The following is a 2,977-nucleotide window of genomic DNA, read 5'->3' on the forward strand; positions in this document are numbered from 1 at the left end:
TTCGCCCTCACCGTCTGCGTGGGGGCGTTCACGATCTCGGCGAGGGTCCACACGCAGACGGTGAGGGCGAAGACCCCGATCGAGCCGGCGAAGGCGGTCAGACCGAAGCCGTACCCCGCGAGCACGGACGAGATGACGAGGAGCCGCCCTGCGTCGCGGTGCTCGATGAACCGCGTGACCGGGATCTGGAGCGCGACGATCAGCACGCCGTTGACGGCGATGGCGAGGCCGTAGTCGGCGGGGGTGAAGCCCGCCTCGCCCATGGCGACGGGCAGCCCGACCGAGCCCTGCTGGAAGATCACCGCGACGAGGAAGGACAGCCCGACGACGCTCATGAACCGCCGGTCGCGCAGCACGGTCCCGAGACCGACCTCGTCGGCGGCGGCCTTCTCCGCCGTCGTCCGCTCGGGCCGGGACTCGGGCAGCTTCAGGAAGACGACGATCGCGCAGACGAGGGTCATGCCCGCCTCGATGAGGAAGCCGGCGAGATAGCTGACCTCGGCGATGAAACCGGCGGCCATGGAGGAGACGGCGAAGCCGAGGTTGATGGCCCAGTAGTTCAAGGAGAACGCGCGGACCCGGTCCTCGGGGCGCACGATGTCCGCCATCATCGCCTGCACCGCCGGGCGGGAGGCGTTGCTGGTGGCGCCGACGAGGAAGGCGACGGCGGCGATGGCGACGGGGTCCTGCACGAAGCCGAGCAGGGCGACGGAGAAGGCCGTGGAGGACTGGGCGATCAGCAGGGTGGGCCGCCGCCCGAGCCGGTCGGCCATGACGCCGGCGCCGAGGGAGGAGACGACACCGCCGAGCCCGTGGAGGGAGGCGACGAGACCGGCGTACGAGGCGGAGTAGCCGCGGTCGAGCGTCAGATAGAGCGCCATGAAGGTGGCGACGAACGCGCCGAGCCGGTTGACGAGCGTGCTGGTCCACAGCCACCAGAACTCGCGGGGCAGCCCCGAGACGGACTCCCGGACAGCGCGTCTGGCAGCGGCGAGTGGCATGACGGTCCCCCACGACGTAAGCGGCTAAAGCGGCGAACACAACTTACGAACGCGGGCGCGCCCCCGACCACCCAATTAACAGACACCGTCAACTGACGAGCCCCGCGGGCTCCGACCGAAGTGTCCGCCGGAACCGTCCCCTGGAACTGTCCCCCGGGCCGTCCGCCGGAACTGTCCGCCTGTCGGCCATATGGGCGGCGTCTCGCGGCCGTCGATTACGCTCGGGGCCATGGCCGACGCACCGTACAAGCTGATCCTCCTCCGCCATGGCGAGAGCGAGTGGAACGAGAAGAACCTGTTCACCGGCTGGGTGGACGTCAACCTCACGTCGAAGGGCGAGAAGGAGGCGACGCGCGGCGGTGAGCTGCTGAAGGACGCCGGCCTGCTGCCCGACGTGCTGCACACCTCCCTCCAGAAGCGCGCGATCCGCACCGCCCAGCTGGCCCTCGAGGCCGCGGACCGCCACTGGATCCCCGTCCACCGTTCCTGGCGCCTGAACGAGCGCCACTACGGCGCCCTCCAGGGCAAGGACAAGGCCCAGACGCTCGCCGAGTTCGGCGAGGACCAGTTCATGCTGTGGCGCCGCTCGTACGACACCCCGCCGCCCCCGCTGGAGGACGGCACCGAGTACTCCCAGTCGGGCGACGCCCGCTACGCGTCGATCCCGCCGGAGCTCCGCCCCCGCACGGAGTGCCTGAAGGACGTCGTCGTCCGCATGCTCCCGTACTGGTACGACGGCATCGTCCCCGACCTCCTCGCGGGCCGCACGGTCCTCGTCGCCGCCCACGGCAACAGCCTCCGCGCCCTCGTCAAGCACCTCGACGGCATCTCCGACGCCGACATCGCGGGCCTGAACATCCCCACGGGCATCCCCCTCTCCTACGAACTCGACGCCTCCTTCACCCCGGTCACCCCCGGCGGCAAGTACCTCGACCCCGAGGCGGCCGCGGCAGCGATCGAAGCGGTCAAGAACCAGGGCAAGAAGAAGTAACCAGCGCTGATCAAGCCCCCTACCTGCGGTTCTCCGCTGGTGGGGGGCTTCTTGGTGGGGCTGGGTCGTCTGTGGGCCGTGAATGGGATTCGGGGACGCTGTCAAGCGTTCTGGTGTGCCTCTGTGACTGACGAAGTGACCGAAGTTGTATCCCAAGGCCCGACGCATCATCGGATGCGCCGGGCCTTGGGGGGCCTCAGCTGGTGAAGGTGAAGTACTTCCAGGAGCCATGCGTAGTCGAGTTCACGGTGTCGCCCGAGGAGTCGTTGATGTAGGACGACCGCACGCGCATCGAGTAACCGGTCTGGTGCGTGCCGCCTAGTTCCACCACCGACTTGCCCGTGGAGTCGAGCTTGAAGTACGGGGACCCCGCCGACCGCCAAGCGCCGTCGGAGTAGATCTGAAACTGCAGCCTCTGCGAGCGGCCGGGGTAGGCCGACATCGTGGTCGTGAGGAGCGGATTCGTCGTCTTCCGGAAGTAGTACTGGGTATGCCCACTGACCGTGGCCGTCTTGTAGTAGCGGCTAAGGCTCAGCGACACCTTGACCTTCGCGCCCACCCAGCTCGTGGCCGTCTTCGGGGCGGTCCGCGCGTCGCCGGAGAAGGACGCGCTCACCGTGGTGTCGCGCTTCAGGGTCAAGGCGACCGACAGGTTGCCCTCGCTGTTGACCGTGCCGGTCTTGACCAGGTACTTGCCCTTGCCGTCGCCCGCAGTGTCCGCGTAGAGCGAGAGCGTCCGGTTCTTGTACGTCGTGCCAAGGTGGGCGGTGAACGTCACGTTGCTGGCGTAGTCGTAGACGTTGCCGCTCTTGTTCACTGCCAAGGTCGTGGAGTTCCGGGAGACCTCGACCGTGTCGGAGGCGGAGGCAGTCGTGCGATCGGCGTCGCCGCCATACGAGATTGCGTACGTGACCTTGCCGCCCGCGGGCGGGGTGTCGGTGAAGGAGAAGGTCCCGTCCGCCTTCACCGTCGCGGCCGGGAGCGC

General features: G+C 68.5%; 2 protein-coding genes and 1 pseudogene. 1 reads left to right on the forward strand and 2 read right to left on the reverse strand.

Features of this window, described 5'->3' with window-relative positions:
- Positions 1 to 1,001: MDR family MFS transporter (locus AOK23_RS34405; protein ID WP_055716455.1), on the reverse strand; the 1,001-nt coding region annotated here is incomplete at its 3' end.
- Between the two features lie 229 nt (positions 1,002 to 1,230).
- Here AOK23_RS34405 and AOK23_RS34410 point away from each other — a divergent pair.
- Positions 1,231 to 1,992, forward strand: coding sequence for a phosphoglyceromutase (locus AOK23_RS34410; RefSeq protein ID WP_055716457.1), 762 nt, complete (start codon positions 1,231 to 1,233; stop codon positions 1,990 to 1,992).
- Positions 1,993 to 2,188: 196 nt separating this feature from the next.
- Here AOK23_RS34410 and AOK23_RS34415 read toward each other — a convergent pair.
- Positions 2,189 to 2,977, reverse strand: a pseudogene (locus tag AOK23_RS34415) (Ig-like domain repeat protein); the annotation flags it as partial.

Source organism: Streptomyces torulosus, assembly GCF_001419765.1.
Lineage (GTDB): Bacteria > Actinomycetota > Actinomycetes > Streptomycetales > Streptomycetaceae > Streptomyces > Streptomyces torulosus.